The sequence below is a fragment of the Halomonas nitroreducens genome (assembly GCF_003966155.1).
GTDB classification, from domain to species: domain Bacteria; phylum Pseudomonadota; class Gammaproteobacteria; order Pseudomonadales; family Halomonadaceae; genus Halomonas; species Halomonas nitroreducens.
The window spans coordinates 1-17,380 of record NZ_RXNS01000017.1 but is presented as its reverse complement, the minus strand read 5'-3'; the positions used below and the strand labels follow the sequence as shown (position 1 = coordinate 17,380).

The following is a 17,380-nucleotide window of genomic DNA, read 5'->3' as shown; positions in this document are numbered from 1 at the left end:
TCTGCGAATATACTTTCGTTATGGCCCGGTTGATCACAACCGAACGTGAGAATTCCCGATACGGAGGGGGCAATGTCCAACGAATCCCTGGAGCGCATCGCTCGCAACAAGAACGTGGCGCGTGCCGCGGCTCGCCAGCTCAGCATGGAGCAACTCCATAAGCTCGCCGAAGTGATCGGTGAGGTCATCGAGCAGAAAAACGATGAGGAGCGTCGTCGCCAGGAAGAGGAAGCCCTGAAGGCTCGCAAGCTGGCCGAGATCCGTGAGCAGATCAATGAGGCGGGTCTCTCCGTCGATGACCTGGTGCCGGAGCAGCCCCGGCGCAAGCGTGGCCGTCCGCCGAAGAAGGCCGACAACGCCTGAACCCAGGCGCTGTCATCGCGCGATGAACAAAGCTCCCGCCATCACGGCGGGAGCTTTGTTTTGTTGCCTTGCCTCTTCAGTCAGACGAGCTTGAGAGGACTTCCGACTCGGCGGCGAGAATCTGCAGGTGGATCTCCGGCACCCGACGCAGGTGCTCGCCCATCCAGGCCAGCAGCCGCGGGCGCAGGGCGAGGCGCAGGTCGGCGAGGGTGTCGACGTGAATATCCTCGAGGCAGTCGTCCAGCCAGTCGGTGAAGGCGTCCTCGTCGACCGGCGACGACTGGCTGGTATCGAGCAGCAGCCGACCCAGGCGTGTCCAGCCATGGTCGGTGGCGGCCACCGTCAAGGCCAGGTGAAGCTGGCCATGGCGTGAGCGATCCTCGCCGCCCAACCCCGGCAGCGGCGCGACCTCATCCTGGTGGATCATGCGGGGCGACTGGGGATGACGGGCCTCGAGGTGCAGGCCCTCGGCATCCAGGCGGATCAGGTCGCCGTTCTGGGGCGTGAGGGGGGCCTCGATGCCGAGCTCTGCGGCGAGCGCCCGATGGGCCTGCTGATGGCGTGGCTCGCCATGCACCGGCAGCAGGCGCCGGGGGCGCACCCAACCATAGAGGGTGGTGAGCTCCTCCTGGGCGGGATGCCCGGAGGCGTGCAGTTCCGGGTGGTTGGTATCGTCCATCAGGGTCACGCCGAAGCGCCCCAGGGCGGCCTTCAAGCGCTCGATCAGCCGTTCGTTGCCGGGGATGGCCCGAGCCGAGAAGATCACGCTGTCGCCGCTCTCCAGCTCGAAGTGACGATGGCGCCCCCGGGCCAGCCGGGACAGGGCGGCCCGGGGCTCGCCCTGGCTGCCGGTGGCAATCACCAGCACCTCCTCGGGGGGCAGGTAACCGAGGTCACAGACCGGTACCAGCGGCGGGAAATCCTCCAGGTAGCCGAGTCCCCGGGCCACCCCCACCATGCGTTCCATGGAGCGGCCCATCAGGCTCACCCGGCGCCCACAGCGGTCGGCGGCGCGAGCGATGGCCAGCACCCGGGCCAGGTTGCTGGCGAAGCAGCTGACCACCACGCGGCCCCGACAGCTGCCAATCGCCGATTCCAGGGCCAGTGCGACCTCGCCCTCGCTGCGGGAGTGCCCGGGGACGAGGGCGTTGGTGGAATCGCCGACCACCAGGTCCACCGGCGCCAGGCTGCGATAGGTCTCGGGAACCACGGGCGGGCCGATCAACGGCTCGGGGTCGAGTTTCCAGTCGCCGGTATGCAGCACCCGGTGCTCGCCGGCGGCGATCAGTAGTGCGCAGCTCTCGGGAATGGAGTGGGTGAGCGGCAGGTAGCGCAGGGTGAAGGGCCCGGTCTCCAGGGCATCGCCGGGCTCGATGACCCGGATGGCCTCCTGGCGCAGTCCGCGCTCGGCAAACTTCGCACGCAGCAGGCCGGCGGCCAGGGGCGTGGCATGGATCGGGCAGCCCCACTTCGGCCACAGCCAGGCGGCGGCACCGATATGATCCTCGTGGCCATGGGTGATGATCAGCGCCGAGGGCTGGATGCCCAGCGTGGCCAGTGTCGAGAGGTCGGGCACCTGCAGGGGGCTGTCCGGCAGGTCCTGGCGGATCATCATGCCGCAATCCACCGCGATCCACTCTCCCGCGTGGCCGTAGAGGCTCAGGTTCATGCCGATCTCGCCGCATCCGCCCAGCGGCAGGAAGTGCAGCGGCGGGCGACGGCGGGGACGAATCTGGGCACGGGCTAGGGGCATCGAGAAGGCCGGTGGCCGGGAAATGTGTCTTCACTATACGGGATCGTCGCCCGGGCCCACAACGAAGCCCTTATCAAGCGCAGGGCTATAGCAAATAGCCTTGGTGCTAGGAGCTGCTCCGTCGACAGTTCTACGAGGGGGCGCTGTGAACCCCTCCCTGGGCGCTACCGACGCCATCCATGGCGTAGGACCCCCTCTTCGACCTGTCCCCGGCGCCACCCGACTGCGATTGCCCTGTTATCAAGCGTCTCACGTTTTCCGTCTGATCATCCCCGGTGCTGGCTCCCGGTCTGACCCGACGCGAGGATTTCGCTACAATGCGGGCTCTCTCGTCCGCCCAACAGCAACGGTCATCCGATGTCACACTACTATCGACTGGTGGTTTCCTGTCCCGACCGCCTGGGGATCGTCTCCCGGGTATCGACCTTCATTTCCGGCTATGGGGGGTCCATCACCGAGGCCAGCCAGCACTCCGATCTCGAGTCGGGGCGCTTCTTCATGCGCTACGAGATCCTCGCCGATTCGATCGGCATGTCCCATGAGTCGCTGCGCGACGCCTTCGCGCCGATCGCCGAAGAATTCGAGATGGACTGGGCGCTCAACGATACCAGCCAACGCCGTCGGGTGGTGCTGATGGTATCCCGGGAGAGTCATTGCCTGGTGGACCTGCTCTACCGCTGGACCGCGGGCGAGCTGGACTGCGACCTCGCCGCGGTGATCTCCAACCATGACGATCTTCGCGCCCTGGTCGAGTGGCATGGCATTCCCTATCACCATGTGCCGGTGAGCGCCGACGACAAGGCGCCGGCCTTCGCCGAGGTGCAGCGGCTGGTGGACGAGGCGCGCGCCGACTGCGTGGTGCTGGCGCGTTACATGCAGATCCTCCCGCCGAGCCTGTGCGAGCGCTATGCCGGGCGGGTGATCAATATCCACCACAGCTTCCTGCCGTCCTTCGCCGGTGCCAAGCCCTATCACCAGGCCCATCAGCGGGGCGTGAAACTGATCGGCGCGACCTGCCACTACGTCACCGAGGAGCTCGATGCCGGTCCGATCATCGAGCAGGATATTCATCGGGTCAGCCACTGTCATACCCCCAACGACCTGGTGAGGTTCGGCCGTGACGTGGAAAAGGCCGTGCTGGCCCGTGGCCTGCGCTGGCACCTGGAGGATCGCGTGCTGGTGCACGGCAACAAGACCGTGGTCTTCGCCTGAACCGGAGGCGCGATGTCGTTTTCCGAGCTGATACTGGCGCCGTGGCTGCTGTGGCTGGGGGCTGGCGTCTCGCTGGCCTTCGTCGGCCTGGCGCTGAGCCGCCGCCCCTGGCAGGCGCTACTCGACGACCATGCGCTGCAACACCGCTGGCTGGCGGCCACGGTGATGGTCATGCTGCTGTGGCAACTGCGCGCCCAGGCGGTGGACTGGCTCACCCTGCACCTGATGTTCACCGCCCTGCTGACGCTGGTGTTCAAGGCGCCCCTGGCGCTGCTCTCCATCGTGGCGGTGAACCTTGCCATGGTGCTGCTGGGGCGGGTCGAATGGCCGCTACTGGGCGTCAACGTGCTGGTCACCGGGGTGGTGCCGGCCTTGGTCATCAGTGTGGTCTGGCGCCTGGTGGACCGGCACCTGCCCGACCACCTGATGGTGTTCCTGTTCGTGGGCTGTTTTTTTGGCTCCGCGCTGGCCACGTTGGGAGCTGGGGGCGCCGCAGTGGGCCTGATGGCCCTTGGCGCCACCGATGCCCAGGCCATGCACCAGGCGCTGGAGTATGCCCGCTTCCTGCCCCTGCTGATGCCCTCGGAAGCCTTCATCACCGGCATGCTGATGAGCATCCTGATGGTCTACCACCCCGACTGGGTGGCCACCTTCAACGATCACCGCTATATCGATACGAAATAGGGGCGAGGACTGAGGAGTAAGGGACGAGGAGCAAGGAGTGAGGAGCAAGGAGCAAGAGGGTAAGGAGCGAGGGGCGAAGAGCGAGGAGCGAGGGGCAAGGGCTTGCCGACACTGAACAAGGAGCGCACATGTTCGAGCGCATTCTGGTGGTATGCACGGGGAATGTCTGTCGCAGCCCGGTGGCCGAGGCGCTGCTGCGCCAGGCCTATCCCGACCGGCGCATCGAGTCGGCGGGGCTGGCCGCCCCCCAGGGGCGTGAGGCCGACCCCGCGGTCGTCACCCTGGCCGAGGCCGAGGGGCTGACCCTTGAGGGACATCAGGCCCGCCAGCTGACGGTCGAGATGCTCAGGGCCGCGGATCTGGTGCTGGTGATGACCGAGAACCAGCGCTGGGAGGTGTCGCACCTCGATGCCGCCTCGCTGGGCAAGACGATGCTGCTGGGGCGCTGGCTGGAAGGGCACCAGGAGATCCCCGACCCGCACCGGCGCTCACCCGAGGTCTATCGTCAGGTGCACCAGCTGCTGGTCAAGGCGGTCGCCAGCTGGCAGGGGAAGCTCTAGGTCGAGCCTGGCTTCGCTTGGTCCCCTTGCCTGACCACAGTGTTAGCTAATGTAGCCAGATCACGTTCCTATGTAGCCCTACGGTAACCATACGGGGAGAAGGTCGGGTTTTGATGATCTTCAGCCGGCTTTGGCGAGGTGCCGGGGCTGGCATAGTAGCCCATCCTCGATGGTTGCTGGTGCGAGCTTCTACGTGAACATCAAGGCGTCTCCCCTGGGCGAATCCCCCCGCTCCCTGCGTCGACAGCTGCTGAACGACAATCGCTTTCTCGGCCTTCACCAGGTCTGGTTCGGCCTGCTGCTGACGCCGGCCAGCCTGGCCCTGCTGAGCCAGTTCACCCTGCTGGGCTGGAGCCGGCTGGTGGTGCCCGGCTTCCTGCTGGCCTGGCTGCTCATGGAAGTGCTATTCCTGCCCCGTCGCCTGGCGATCCATCGGGTGGCACGCTGCCGGGGAGACGCCGCCATCGCCAGGGAGGCACGCCGCCAGGGGCTTTACTTGCCGCAGACCGGCGGGGGCGACAGGGCCGGCTGCAGGGGCTAAGGGCCACACAGCTGAGAGGCTACGGCTCAGATCGGCAGGCTCAACTGCTGACGGGCACCTTCCGGCAATAGCCGCACCCCGACCCCCAGCAGGCGCACTGGCCGGTGGGCCCGGGCCCAGGCCTGTTCCAGCAGGCTCCGGTAGCTGGCCAGGTCGGTCGCCAAGCCGCGGCTCTCCAGGGTCGTCAGGTTGAAGTCATCGAAGCGCACCTTGACGAAGATGCCGGTCAGCGGGGGATGCCCGTGGCGGGCCAGGCGTTCCTCGAGACGCTCGCACAGCGGGGCCAGGGCGGCCCTGGCAGTCTCCAGGTCGGGCAGGTCGCGGTCGAAGGTGGACTCCACGCTCACCGACTTGCGCTCGCGTTCCACCTTGACCGGCCGCTCGTCGATGCCTCGGGCCAGTTCATAGAGACGGTGGCCGAACTTGCCGAACTCCTCGAGCAACCGCTCCAGCGGCTGCCGGCGCAGGTCCGCGCAGGTGGCGATCTCCAGGGCCTCCAGGCGGGCGCCGGTGGCCGGGCCCACCCCATGCAGCTTGGTGACCGGCAGGGACTCGACGAAGCCCTCGACCCGCTCGGGCGGAATCACGGTGAGGCCGTCGGGTTTGTCCCAGTCGCTGGCGATCTTGGCCAGGAACTTCGAGGGGGCCACGCCCACCGAGACGGTGATGCCGGTGCGCGCCAGGCATTCCCGCTTGAGCCACTGGGCCATCCAGGTGGCACTGCCCTGGAAGCCCTCCACGTCGGTGACATCCAGGAAGGCCTCGTCCAGGGAGAGGGGCTCCACCAGGGGCGTGAGCTCATGGAAGATGGCCTGGATCTGCCGGGAGACCTCCCGGTACTTGTCGAAGTCGCCGGGCAGCAGCGTCAGGTGCGGGCAGAGCCGCAGGGCCCGGGCCGTGGGCATGGCGGAATGGATGCCATAGGTGCGGGCAGGGTAGTTGCAGGTGGCGATGACCCCGCGATGCTCCCGCGAGCGGCCGATGGCGATGGGAATCTCCCTGAGGCTGGGGTCATCGCGCATCTCCACGGCCGCATAGAAGCAGTCGCAGTCGGCATGCAGGATCTTGCGAACTCGCTGGGTCATGGGTCAGGGAATGGCCGGTGCGAGGGGCGCCGGCCAGAAACCGTGGGTTAGCCGAGGGCCTGGCCATTGCCGCCGCGAATCACCCCAACCCCGATGCCCTCGATCTCCAGCGCCTGGTGGCGAAGATCCACCTCGATGGGCGCGAAGTCGGGGTTCTCGGCCTCGAGGGTGACGGTGTGGCCCTGGCGGTGGAAGCGCTTGACGGTCACGTCGTCCTCCAGGCGGGCCACCACGATCTGGCCGTCGCGGACCCGCTCGGTACGATGCACGGCAAGCAGGTCGCCCTCGAGGATGCCCACGTCCTTCATCGACAGCCCGCGCACCCGCAGCAGGTAATCGGCCCGGGGGGTGAAGTATTCCGGGGGCAGCGGGCAGTAGCGGTCGATATGCTCGGCAGCCAGTATCGGGCTGCCGGCGGCCACCTCGCCGATGATCGGCAGGCCCTGCGGGGGCGTGTCTTCCGGGGGCGCAGCGGCGGCCGCGGCCTCCGGCTCCTGGGCCGGCAGGCGGATGCCCCGGGAGGTGCCGCGGATCATGCGGATGGCGCCCTTGCGTTCCAGGGCACGCAGGTGCTCCTCGGCGGCGTTGGGCGACTTGAAGCCCAGGGCGCGGGAGATCTCGGCCCGGGTCGGGGGGTAGCCCAGCTCGTTCATGGTCTTGACGATGAAGTCGAAGACATTCTGCTGACGCGGGGTGAGGGGGCGAGTCATGCGACCTCCGGGGCGGGGACCAGTGGGTGGCATCCATGCTGCCAGTCTATTGGGCAAGTATACAGCATGGGTATCCATCCAGTAAAAGGCGAGTTGGCCGGTTCACGCCTCCGTCCGGCACCTCAGTCCGCCGGGCGTCGCTCGCGCGGCCAGGCTCCACGGGGGATACGTTTCAAACACGTGACCGCCTCTGCATTGAGCCAAGGCCCTTGGGTGTCATAGACTCGGGACATATTCAAACAAATGTTTCCAACCCGGACGCACACCATGGCTCAGCCCGATACCGTTACCCGCATCCTCGATACTGCCGAGGTGCTGTTCGCCGAGCGCGGTTTCGCCGAGACCTCGCTGCGCAACATCACCAGCAAGGCCAAGGTCAACCTCGCGGCGGTCAACTACCACTTCGGCTCCAAGAAGTCGCTGATCCAGGCGGTCTTCGCCCGCTACCTCGATCCCTTCACGGCGCGCTTTCACACCGCCCTGGACGAGCTCGAGGCGCGGCACGCGGGGGAGGGCGACGAGATCCCCCTGGAGGAGCTGCTGGAGACCATGGCGCGCACCGTGCTGGAGGTACCGGCGGAGCGCAACAGCCTGAAGGTGTTCATGCGCCTGCTGGGGCTGGCCTACAGCCAGGCCCAGGGGCACCTGCGACGATACATCCAGGACGAGTATGGCAGCGTCTTCACTCGCTTCACCGAGCTGGTGCGCCGCGCCACCCCCGACCTGCCGGATGCCGAGCGTTTCTGGCGCCTGCACTTCATGCTGGGCACAGTGATCTTCACCCTCTCGGGCCTGGATGCGCTGCGCGATATCGCCGAAAAGGACTATGACGAGCACGTCACGGTACGCGACCTGGTACGCCGCCTGCGCCCGGTGGTGGTCGCGGCCATGAACGCCCCCTTGCCGGAGCCGCCGGCGGCCGTGCGCCAGGCGAGCTGAGGGGGCGGTGGGGGAAGGTGAAAGGAGTGAGGGGCAATAGCTGAGGTTCGAGGTTCGAGGCACGTGGTTCGAGGGTTATCCTTGCTCCTCGTCCCTCGTCCCTCGTCCCTCGTCCCTCGCCCCTAAATCACGCTCCCCAGCTCGAAGATCGGCAGGTACATGGAAATCACCAGGCCGCCGACCATCACCCCCAGCACCACGATGATAAAGGGCTCGAGCAGCGAGGTGAGGGTATCGACCATGTTGTCGACCTCCTCCTCGTAGTAGTCCGCCACCCGGTTGAGCATGGCATCCAGCGAGCCGGCTTCCTCGCCGATGCCGACCATCTGCACCGCCAGCGGCGGGAACTGCTCGGTCATGCGCATGGCGAAATGCAGCTGCTGGCCGGTGGAGACATCCTCGCGAATCTGTTCCACGGCCCGCTCGTAGACCTTGTTGCCGGTGGCCCCGGCGGCGGTATCCAGGGCTTCCACCAGGGGCACGCCGGCGCCAAAGGTGGTGGCCAGCGTCCGCGAGTAGCGCGCCACGGCGGACTTGTCGAGAATCTTGCCGATCACCGGGATGCGCAGCGCCAGCGCGTGCATGCGGTAGGTGAAGGCCTCCGAGCGCTTCATCCCTGCCCGGATCAGGAAGATGAAGGCGGCCACGCCGCCTAGCCCCCATAGCCAGTAGGCCTGGGCGAACTCGGAGAGCTCGATGGTCATGCGCGTCATGGCCGGCAGCTCCGCCCCGAAGCCATGGAAGAGACTCTCGAACTGGGGCACCACCTTGATCAGCAGCAGGGCGGTGACGGCGATGCCCACGGCGATCACCGCGGCGGGATACCACAGCGCCTTCTTGACCCGGCTCTTGAGGGTCTCCAGCTTCTCCTTGTAGGTGGCCACCCGCTCGAGCATGCGATCCAGCGAGCCCGACTGCTCGCCGGCTTCCACCAGGTTGGAGAACAGCCGGTCGAAGTGCTCTGGATGGCGCTTCAGGGCCTCCGAGAAGCTGGCGCCGGCGGCCACGTCGTTCATCAGCTCCTGGACCAGCGCGCACATGGCCGGCTTCTTGAGGCTCTCGGCGACCACCTGGAAGGCCTGGAGCACCGGCACGCCGGCGCGGATCATGGTGGCCATCTGACGGGCGAACAGCATGATATCGCGAGGCTTGATCTTGCCCATGCCGCCGCCGATGCCCCCCTTGCGGCGGATGTTCTTGATCATGATGTTCTGGCCGGCGAGCTCCTTCTCGACCTCGACGCGCCGGCCGGCGATGATCTCACCGCTCACCTTGCGGCCGTGGGGACCCTTGCCGGTCCATCGCCAGCGGTAGAGCTTGAGTTTCTGCGACTTGCGTAACGTGGCTGTGGCCATGGTCCTGTTCCCTGCGATTTATCGTGTGTAAGGGGCGAGGGGCGAGGGGCGAGGGGCGAGGCATCAAGCCTGGGGGGCATTCACCTCACTCCTTGCTCCTCACGCCTTACCGCAAGGTCTTGACGCCTTGCTCCTTGTACCTCGCGACTTCCCCCTGTTAATCCTTGGTAACGCGATTCACCTCCGCCAGGCTGGTCAACCCCTGCATCACCTTGAGCAGGCCGCTGCGGCGCAGGTCCGGGTGGCCCTCCTCGCGGGCCTGGGTGGCGAAGTCCATGGCGTTGCCCTGCTTCATGATCAGCTGGCTCATGGGATTGCTGATCGGCACCACCTCGTAGATACCCACCCGCCCCTTGAAGCCCTGGGTGCAGTGCTTGCAGCCCACCGGCTCGAAGATGGTGGCCTCGCTGACCTCGGCTTCGGTGAAGCCCTGGTTGAGCAGGGCCTCTCGGGGGATATCGGCCGGCTGCTTGCAGTGCTTGCACAGGCGCCGCGCCAGGCGCTGGGCGATGATCAGGCTCACGGAGCTGGCGATATTGAAGGGTGCCACGCCCATGTTGGCCAGGCGCGTCAGCGTCTCGGCGGCGGAGTTGGTGTGCACCGTGGACAGCACCAGGTGGCCGGTCTGGGCGGCCTTGACGGCGATCTCGGCGGTCTCCAGGTCGCGGATCTCGCCGACCATCACCACGTCCGGGTCCTGGCGCAGGAAGGCGCGCAGGGCGCTGGCGAAGTCGAGGCCGATCTTGGGCAGCACGTTCACCTGATTGACGCCGGGCACCTTGATCTCCACCGGGTCCTCGGCGGTGCAGATGTTGCGCTCCACCTCGTTGAGGATATTGATGCCCGTGTAGAGGGTCACGCTCTTGCCGCTGCCGGTGGGGCCGGTCACCAGGATCATGCCCTGGGGGTCGTCCAGCACCTGCTCGTAGATCTCGCGCTGCTCAGGGGTGAAGCCCAGCTGCTCGATGCCCAGCTGCGCCGAGGCCGGGTCGAGAATCCGCAGGACGATCTTCTCGCCATAGACGGTGGGCAGCGAGTTGACGCGAAAGTCGATGGAGCGGGTGGTGGAGATCCTCAGCTTGATGGCGCCGTCCTGGGGCAGGCGCCGCTCCGAGATATCGAGGCGCGACATCACCTTGAGGCGGGCGGCGATGCGCGTGCGCATGGCGAAGGGCGGGTGTGCCACGTCGTGCAGCATGCCGTCGATACGAAAGCGCACCCGGTAGCTGGTCTCGTAGGGCTCGAAGTGGATGTCCGAGGCGCCGCGGCGGATGGCGTCCAGCAGGATCTTGTTGACGAACTTGACGATGGGCGCGTCGTCCCCGGCGGCGGCCACGGCCTGCTGCTCGTCGACGACGTCGGTGACGCCCTCGTCGTAGCTGAGCTCGCCGATGGCGTCGTCCACGTTGGCCAGCTCGTCGAGCATGGTGTTCTCGTTGCGGGCGAGGTAGCTCTCGAGCACCGGGCCGAGCTGGTCCACAGGGGCCAGCACGCCCTCCGGCGTCAGGCCGGTGGCGAACTGCAGCTCATCCAGCTGGGCCAGGGTGGAGGGGTAGGGCACCGCCACGGTGAGGCGATGGCCGAGCCGATTGAGGGGCAGCACGCCCAGGCGGCGCAGGATCTTGTCCGGGTAGTCCGCCGCAGGAGGCAGGCTCTCGAGCCGCAGGGCATCCAGGTCGATGATCGGCAGGCCATATTCCCAGGCCGCCGTGAGGGTGGCCTGGCGGGCCGGCACCAGGCCGGACTGGATCACATGCTCCAGCAGCGAGATCTCGCCCTCCCGGGCCTCCTGCTCGGCGCGGGCGGCGGCGGCCTCGCTCAGGTAGCCATCGTGCATCAGGCGCCGGCTCAGCCCGCGCAGGCCGCTGCGGTGGGCGGCGCCGGAAAGGGGCGAGCTGGCGGGCTCGGGTGTATAGGCCTGCTCGGGGCCGGGAGGGCGGTAGTCATTCATAGGGGGTAATTGTCTCGCCGCGGAAGCTGATGGCTTTCCTGCTTGATTCTAGCCTGTAAGCATGGGGGTCGCCCAGCGCAGACCCGTGGCCTTCAACCTTTGGCTTGACGACAGGACGGCAAGCGTCAGTATGGTGGCGGTCAGTCCTCCGGTCACACAATGTGGTACCTTGTCCTTGCAGGGTGGCAAAATGTAAATTAATGTAACGGTAGGGCGGCCTTCTTGCCGCCTGCGGGGACCCGGAAAAGCCGGCTGACCGAGCGGCATCCTGACCGGGTTCCGAGGCATGGCAACGAGTTCGCCTGTACCACTATTCGATATCAGCCTGGGCAGGCGGGATGGAGCAAGGGGTGAAGATGATGAAAAGACAAGGCATGCAGCGGTACGTCAAGGGGGGTCAGGGCGGCTTTACCCTGATCGAGCTGATGATCGTGGTGGCGATTATTGGTATTTTGGCTTCTATCGCTATTCCTGCTTATCAAGACTATGTAGCGCGAGCCAAAGTGAGTGAGGTTTTCTCTTTGGCGCAAGGTGATAAGCTACGGATGTCAGAATATTATGCTGAAGAAGGTAGTTGGCCCGCAGCCAAAGATAATCCTGTGGATACAGATTTAGCTGGTGTTACTCAAGCCAGTGAAAGCGATTATTTAAGCAAGGTGGCATTTGTTGCTGGTGGTGAGATTCAGTATACCTTGACTGGCATTAAATCTAGTGATCCTGATGGTAAGATCTTGTCTTTTGATGCCACTGATAATGGTGGGAATATATCGTGGGATTGTGCGTCGAATACTACTATTGGTGACGCTTACCTGCCTGCTGAATGTGAATAATCGTATTTAATCGGGGGGAGCCCGATGAAAAAATCGGCCGGCTCTTGCCGGCCGTTTTTATCCAACGCTTCCGCTCTCACGGTCTCGGGGTTTGCGCCCGGACTTGCCGCGTGTCGTGCGGCGGTCGAGCAACTCGGCCACCTGCCGCTTGAAGCGTTCGCTGCCCAGCACCAGGCCGCTGTGGGTGGTCTGGCGGAGCTGGTCGACCATAGCGGGGGCGAGCCGATGTCGGAAGGAAGTCTGTCCCCGTTCCCGGTTCACAGCACGATGATATTTCCATCGCTAGCTGTAATCGATCGGTAGGTTGTTCATCCGCAGCCTACCCGGACAATTGGAGGTGTGACCCAAGCCAACCTCCAAGAGGCCCGGATGAACACCCATGAGAATGCCCGTCTCACTCCACATGGTCGAGCCCTGCTGGTCCATGGCGTCTTGGATGAAGGGCTCCGTCCGGAGGAGGTCGCCCAGGCTCAGGGCGTCAGCGGGCGAACGGTCTACAAGTGGGTGCGCCGTTACCGGGAAGAAGGCGAGACCGGGCTGCAGAACCGCTCATCGCGCACGCGGCGCTGCCCTCATGTGGTCTCTGACGAGGTCAGAGAGCTGCTTATCGAACGACGCCGGCAGTGCCAGACCTATCGCCAGATCGCCAAGCGGCTGGGCATCGGCCATAGCACAGTGGCCCGGATACTTAGGTGCGCGGGGTTAAGCCGGTTGGCAGCCCTTGAGCCTGCCCGGCCCGACAACCGCTACGAACATGACGCCCCCGGGGAGCTCCTGTATCTGGACATCAAGAAGCTCGACCGCTTCGCGCGGCCGGGACATCGGGTCACCGGCGATAGGCAGCAGGTCTCTCCTAGTGCCGGGTGGGAGTATGTCCACATCGCGATCGACGATCTCCCGCGGGTGGCCTCTGGTACCCGCTACCCCGATGAAACCGGCTGGAGTGCCTGTTACGCGCTGTTGGACGCCATGCGCTATTACCGAGGACTGGGGCCCGTTTTACGCGGGTGCTGACCGACAACGGCGCCTGCTACCCGCTCAGAGCCTTTCACCGCCTGTGTCTGAATCACAAGCGTCCCCCTCCCTACAGTCCCCGTACCAATAGCAAGGCAGAGCGGTTCAATCAAACCGCGCTGCGTGAATGGGCCTATGCGTGGCGCTACGAGAGTTCGGAGGCACGAGGCAAGCATCTGCCCGTCTGGCTCCACCAATACAACTGGCATCGGCCCCATGCCAGCCTGAACTACCAACCTCCCATTAGCCGGCTGGGGCATTCCGTGAACAACCTGGTGGGTTTACACATCTAGCCCGCACTTTCCAGCGGGGCAGATGGCCGGACGAGGGGGCGCATCGATGGCCATAGGGACAGCCTCCACCCAGCCGGTTGGATGTCCAGTGATGAGATAGCCAGGGCATGCGAAGCTGCCGAGCCTCCTGGGACCACCTATACGCGGCATGGCCTGCATCCTGAAACCGATGCGCCTGGCATGGATCATCTCGATACTACCCCTTGGGGTCGGGGCGTCATTGCCTGGTTGACATCGTAGCGACGACTCATTGTACCCGCAGCCTTTGAGCTCATGAGGCGCAAGGGGGACAACCCGCCCAGTTGGAGATTGCCGAGGGCCCCTCCCGAACGGGTCTGGACAGGTGGCGCATAGTCCCCGCCGTCGGGCTCATGCGCACTGTGGCTGAGCCCTGCCAGCGGCCCAGGGCGCGAAGGTGTCGGGCATCGATTGTACTAAACAGTCGCATGCAATCGGCGTTGCTTGATTGATGCCACCGCTGGGGGCGCTGGCGGCATCATCCAGATAGCCACCATTACTCCGACTTGGGCAGCTGCCAAATGCCTTCCTCAGTGCCGATGGGATGAGCAGGAGACAGCATGATTCCTTGAGGAGGAGGCAGTCTCATGGGGGCAGTGAGGCTCAATGCCCGTCTGGACCGTGATTTCCCCGTCAAAGGTCTGCCCACCGGCCTCTTGCCTCACGGCGGCGACGGCGTAAAACACGCTGGCAGGCGCTGTCTGCTTGCTCTCTAGGCCCTGCAGGGCCTGCGCTTTTGATGGTCCCCTTCATCGGCTTCGTGGGGCGCAACTAGCGCTGCTGCCGCCGTTGTGGCCTTGGCAGTGGGTCTGTATCCTTCATGATCCAAGTCGCCTTAGCTTCGGACCAACACTTTTGCCGTGGAGGCGGCAGCGAGCGTAGAGCCCATTCGAGCACTTGCGTAGAATGGCGGCATCATCGACGGGTATCGGGACGGGAGCGAGGCTTGCCCGGCGATACCCCTGTTTTTGAAGGGCGTGGGAACAAGCCCGGGAGAATCCCAGGGCGGTAGCGTGCCTGCTTCTCTTTCAGACACAAGAGATTGCATATGAGTGACCAATATTCTGGCAAAGGCCGCCTTTCAACCTCGAAAGAGGATGAAATATCCTTTGTTGATCTTGCTAAAATATTGATTTTGCGATGGAAAATAATGGCTGTCGTGTTCTCCCTGTTCATGGTGATGGCCCTTGGTTACATCGCGATGATGCCCCGTCAATACGAATACGTCACGATATACCATTTGGCCGAACAGGCAGCATTGTCGAGCGATCATGGAGGCAGCGTAGCGCTAGAATCGCCGAAGAGCGTCGAATCGAAGCTGAAGAACCTGTATTTCGCACCGGCAACTCGGGGCCTGCTGGAATCGACGAATCTAGAAAGTTTGCCATTTCGCATCCATTTCTCCAATCCGGCGGATACAAAGCTGTTGGTGATCAATAGTGAAGCCGCCGAGCAATTCGCAGATCATGTTGAGACCCTGCACCAAGATTTGATTGAGCGTGTCATGGAGAACCAGCAAGAATTGATCGAGCAAAGGCGTGCCGTGCTTGAAAGCCAGTTGGAAAGCACTGAACGTGGATTGGAGGCCGTAAAAGAGGCCAATAGCGAATATACAAGTCAACTGATGGCAAGCTATTCCAGCCGTATATTAGAGCTTCAGGCACAGCTGGGTCAGTTGAAAGAAGGGATGGTCGAGAAAGTTGCAGCGCGGGGGCTAAACCCGGTTGGCATGAGCCGCAGTTTACTTCTGGCACTGTCTATCGCTTTCGGTCTGCTGTTTGCCGTATTGTCGGCGTTTATGATGCAATTCGTGCTTGCTGTTAAAAAAAGCCTGGCTGAGGGCTGACATTCATCGGTTGGGTTGCACTCTCTTTTATTACAATAAAGCTGCCTCTCTTAGTGCCTGATGGGGGCGTGCCGCTCCTTGAATGGAATTTGATGCCTTAGCCATGCGATAGAGTCATATTTAGAAGCGGTATTACACGCCGCAAGTTTCTAATGAGATAGTTAACCAATAATTGCACCTTTGAAGCCGCGTGGTAGATGGTTGAATGTTATTAAGAAGGTACGGCTTGTGAATGTTGGTAAGGTTTTGTCGATTCGACATCTCCGAGCAAAATTTCACGGAAACGGCCTTAAAGCCCAGCTCTTTCGGGGCGGAGCCGGCAGTGCTGTTGTAAAGGTGGGTCATACATTTCTCGCTTTTATAGTCGCGACGCTTCTGGCACGTAGTCTTGGTGCAGGCGCATATGGCACATACTCCTTTGCGTATGCCTTGGTTTCGCTGATGGCGATACCCGCTCAGCTTGGGATTCCACAGTTGGTGATGCGCGAGACCGCAAAAGCACATGCCTGTGGGCAGTGGGAGCTTCTGAGGGGGTTGTGGCGATGGAGTACGCTTGCTGTATGGATCACCTCAGGGGTCATAACTCTGGTGGCGCTACTCGGGCTCTATTTGTGGGAGGGAGACCTCAATGAGCTGACGAGGCAAACTCTATTGGCAAGCTTCGCGTTAATTCCTCTTGTTGCTCTGGGAAATCTACGAGGCGCTGCACTTAGAGGGTTACGGAGGGTTGTGTTAGGACAGCTCCCTGAGCTGGTGTTTCGCCCACTGCTTTTTGTCATTTTAATACTAGTGGCTTGGGCTGTTGGCGACATACTCACGTCAGTCACAGCGATGATCCTGCATGCATCGGCTGCCTTGATAGCGTTTATTGCAGGGGCGTGGATCTTAAAAAAAGTCAAACCAGGCGAGATTGCCAGAGCCTCATCGGCATGCTATCACTCCTTGGCGTGGCTCTATGCGGCTGTGCCCTTGGGAATGGTAGTTGGCCTGCAAATGCTAAATAGTCAAACCGACGTCGTTATGCTGGGCTTTCTGAGTACTTCAGAAGATGTCGGTGTCTACAAAGTGGCGGCATCAGTTTCTGTGCTTGTGTCATTTGGTTTGCAAGTGGTCAACATGGCTGTCTCTCCCCATGTGGCAAGGCTGCATGCTCAAGGCGCCATGGATCGATTGCAGAACGTTGTCTCTAAAAGCTCTCGATTTTCTGTCCTGCTGGCAGCGCCAGTGTTTCTGTTTTTTGCTGTTTTCGGTGAGTGGTTCCTAGGTTTTGTGTTTGGTGCTGAATACTCTCATGGATACCATGCATTACTCGTGTTGGTGGTTGGGCAGCTGGTAAACGCACTGTTTGGGTCAGTAGGTGTGTTATTGAACATGACGGGCCACCAAGTCGACTCCATGAGAGCCATGGTCATGGCTACACTTATCAATATCATAATGAACGCATTGCTGATTCCATTATATGGCACGGTTGGTGCTGGACTTGCCACTGCGCTAACCATCTGCTTCTGGAATGTATACATGTGGAGGGTGGCAAGGGCGAAGCTCGGGATACAAACTTTTGCTTTCTGAAAACGTGCACCCAAACCGACAGGTGGTCGGTTGAAGACCCAGTGTGCTCATGACTCCCTAAATGCGACAAGATTGAGCAGCATGATTGTTGCTATGGTCTACTTGCCCGAAGCCGGCAATAAACCAGGACACTAATGTGGTCCATTTTTACGATGAGGCGGCCTCGCCCCGGTAAGGTTGGCGTAAAGACTTTCATGGAATCATGTGAGCCTCTATCTGCTGCCTACCGGTCAGCCTCTCCCTTTTGCCGGAGAGGCCGTGATCGATCTCCGCAAGGAAATACGCCGACCCAAGCCCGTGCAATCTTGGCAGCGCCCTGACTCATGGCTTCGTGGAAGAGGTTCACTAACCCGTGCCCTGCGAATCGTGCTGATCATGCATCCGGGCCAGTATAACGACGACATAGATGCTGAGGGACGGCAGTACGCGTAGAGTAGGTGACAAAATGGCCTATCACGCGTTGGTCCCCTTTAAGGCTTGGGTTGGCTCATGCAGGGTGCGGTCTACACTGCATGACACCGTCGTTATAGTTCGGTGACGGAGCCTGTCAACATAGTTGGCACATGAAATGACTTCGGCTCTTTAAAATCCTGATGCCTGTGACATCGGGACCCGCTCGGGATTCAGGTGCACGATTTCTGGCAAGCTGAGGTTTCG

14 protein-coding genes and 1 pseudogene are annotated in these 17,380 nt (G+C 62.8%); 10 read left to right on the top strand and 5 right to left on the bottom strand.

Going from position 1 to position 17,380, the window contains the following annotated elements:
- Nucleotides 1–72 precede the first annotated feature (72 nt).
- Nucleotides 73–363, top strand: a complete 291-nt coding sequence (locus EKG36_RS16130) for an H-NS family histone-like protein (RefSeq protein ID WP_126485953.1) — start codon at nucleotides 73–75, stop codon at nucleotides 361–363.
- A gap of 76 nt (nucleotides 364–439) precedes the next feature.
- Here the strand turns inward: EKG36_RS16130 and EKG36_RS16125 are convergent, their stop codons facing one another.
- Nucleotides 440–2,032, bottom strand: a complete 1,593-nt coding sequence (locus EKG36_RS16125; protein WP_126486105.1) for a ribonuclease J — start codon at nucleotides 2,030–2,032, stop codon at nucleotides 440–442.
- Between the two features lie 441 nt (nucleotides 2,033–2,473).
- Between EKG36_RS16125 and purU the strand changes: the two genes are divergently transcribed.
- From purU to EKG36_RS16105, 4 genes are all read left to right on the top strand, one after another.
- Nucleotides 2,474–3,328, top strand: coding sequence for a formyltetrahydrofolate deformylase (gene purU, locus EKG36_RS16120; RefSeq protein WP_126485951.1), 855 nt, complete (start codon nucleotides 2,474–2,476; stop codon nucleotides 3,326–3,328).
- 12 nt (nucleotides 3,329–3,340) lie between these two features.
- Nucleotides 3,341–4,012: an energy-coupling factor ABC transporter permease gene (locus EKG36_RS16115; protein ID WP_126485949.1), complete on the top strand. Its 672-nt coding sequence runs from the start codon at nucleotides 3,341–3,343 to the stop codon at nucleotides 4,010–4,012.
- Nucleotides 4,013–4,140: 128 nt separating this feature from the next.
- Nucleotides 4,141–4,572, top strand: coding sequence for a low molecular weight protein-tyrosine-phosphatase (locus EKG36_RS16110; protein WP_126485947.1), 432 nt, complete (start codon nucleotides 4,141–4,143; stop codon nucleotides 4,570–4,572).
- A gap of 193 nt (nucleotides 4,573–4,765) precedes the next feature.
- Nucleotides 4,766–5,113, top strand: a complete 348-nt coding sequence (locus EKG36_RS16105) for a hypothetical protein (RefSeq protein WP_148113487.1) — start codon at nucleotides 4,766–4,768, stop codon at nucleotides 5,111–5,113.
- Between the two features lie 26 nt (nucleotides 5,114–5,139).
- Here EKG36_RS16105 and dinB read toward each other — a convergent pair whose 3' ends face one another.
- On the bottom strand, nucleotides 5,140–6,198 hold the full coding sequence (gene dinB, locus EKG36_RS16100; protein ID WP_126485943.1) for a DNA polymerase IV: 1,059 nt from the start codon (nucleotides 6,196–6,198) through the stop codon (nucleotides 5,140–5,142).
- A 47-nt stretch (nucleotides 6,199–6,245) separates the two neighbouring features.
- Nucleotides 6,246–6,908 (bottom strand): transcriptional repressor LexA, encoded by a 663-nt coding sequence (gene lexA, locus EKG36_RS16095; RefSeq protein WP_126485941.1) that lies wholly within the window; start codon nucleotides 6,906–6,908, stop codon nucleotides 6,246–6,248.
- 267 nt (nucleotides 6,909–7,175) lie between these two features.
- Between lexA and EKG36_RS16090 the strand changes: the two genes are divergently transcribed.
- Nucleotides 7,176–7,847, top strand: coding sequence for a TetR/AcrR family transcriptional regulator (locus EKG36_RS16090; RefSeq protein WP_126485939.1), 672 nt, complete (start codon nucleotides 7,176–7,178; stop codon nucleotides 7,845–7,847).
- Between the two features lie 122 nt (nucleotides 7,848–7,969).
- Here the strand turns inward: EKG36_RS16090 and EKG36_RS16085 are convergent, their stop codons facing one another.
- Together EKG36_RS16085 and pilB are read right to left on the bottom strand one after the other, a co-directional pair.
- A complete protein-coding gene (locus EKG36_RS16085) occupies nucleotides 7,970–9,202 on the bottom strand; it encodes a type II secretion system F family protein (protein WP_126485936.1) in 1,233 nt (410 codons plus the stop codon).
- A gap of 157 nt (nucleotides 9,203–9,359) precedes the next feature.
- Complete coding sequence (gene pilB / locus EKG36_RS16080; RefSeq protein WP_126485934.1) at nucleotides 9,360–11,153, bottom strand: type IV-A pilus assembly ATPase PilB; 1,794 nt, start codon at nucleotides 11,151–11,153, stop codon at nucleotides 9,360–9,362.
- A 356-nt stretch (nucleotides 11,154–11,509) separates the two neighbouring features.
- Between pilB and EKG36_RS20975 the strand changes: the two genes are divergently transcribed.
- From EKG36_RS20975 to EKG36_RS16060, 4 genes and pseudogenes are all read left to right on the top strand, one after another.
- Nucleotides 11,510–11,983: a pilin gene (locus EKG36_RS20975; protein ID WP_281274433.1), complete on the top strand. Its 474-nt coding sequence runs from the start codon at nucleotides 11,510–11,512 to the stop codon at nucleotides 11,981–11,983.
- 369 nt (nucleotides 11,984–12,352) lie between these two features.
- A pseudogene (locus tag EKG36_RS16070) lies at nucleotides 12,353–13,290 on the top strand (IS481 family transposase).
- A 1,066-nt stretch (nucleotides 13,291–14,356) separates the two neighbouring features.
- Nucleotides 14,357–15,154 (top strand): GumC domain-containing protein, encoded by a 798-nt coding sequence (locus EKG36_RS16065; protein ID WP_126485932.1) that lies wholly within the window; start codon nucleotides 14,357–14,359, stop codon nucleotides 15,152–15,154.
- Between the two features lie 228 nt (nucleotides 15,155–15,382).
- On the top strand, nucleotides 15,383–16,723 hold the full coding sequence (locus EKG36_RS16060) for a flippase (protein ID WP_185827581.1): 1,341 nt from the start codon (nucleotides 15,383–15,385) through the stop codon (nucleotides 16,721–16,723).
- The last annotated feature ends 657 nt before the right edge of the window (nucleotides 16,724–17,380 follow it).